The sequence below is a fragment of the Pseudarthrobacter sp. CC4 genome (assembly GCF_048957775.1).
Classification (GTDB): domain Bacteria; phylum Actinomycetota; class Actinomycetes; order Actinomycetales; family Micrococcaceae; genus Arthrobacter.
This window is the reverse complement of record NZ_JARCCZ010000082.1, coordinates 1-635: the sequence shown is the minus strand read 5'-3', so window position 1 is coordinate 635 and position 635 is coordinate 1. Positions and strand designations below refer to the sequence as shown.

Here is a 635-nt window from a genome sequence, read left to right as displayed (position 1 = left end):
AACAACTCCGGCCACACCTACCCGGACCAGTCGCTTTACCCGGCCAACTCGGTTCCGACGGTGGTGCGCCGGATCAACAACGCCCTGCTCCGGGCCGACCAGATCGAGTTCTCCGAGGGCATCCGGACGGTCGAGGACTGGCTGGTCCCGATCGTTGCGGACGCGGAGGCCGGTTTCGGCGGCCCGCTGAACGCCTACGAGCTGATGAAGTCCATGATCCAGGCCGGCGCCGCGGGTGTTCACTGGGAGGACCAGCTCGCCTCGGAAAAGAAGTGCGGCCACCTCGGCGGCAAGGTCCTGATCCCGACCCAGCAGCACGTCCGGACCCTGAACGCGGCCCGCCTCGCCGCGGACGTCGCCGGCACCCCGTCGGTGGTCATCGCCCGCACCGACGCCGAGGCAGCCACCCTGATCACCTCCGACGTCGACGAACGCGACCAGGAATTCATCCTCCGCGAGGGCGGACAGCCGGTCCGCACCCCGGAAGGCTTCTACAAGGTCCGCAACGGCATCGAACCCTGCATCGCCCGCGCCAAGGCCTACGCCCCGTACTCGGACCTGATCTGGATGGAAACCGGCACCCCGGACCTGGAACTGGCCCGCAAGTTCGCCGAAGCCGTCAAGGCCGAGTTCCC

1 protein-coding gene is annotated in these 635 nt (G+C 68.3%); it reads left to right on the top strand.

Annotated features, from left to right (window positions below; all coding sequences use genetic code 11):
• Positions 1 to 635, top strand: a 635-nt coding sequence (locus tag PV768_RS21860) for an isocitrate lyase/phosphoenolpyruvate mutase family protein (RefSeq protein WP_421094208.1), incomplete at both ends; no start/stop codon positions are given.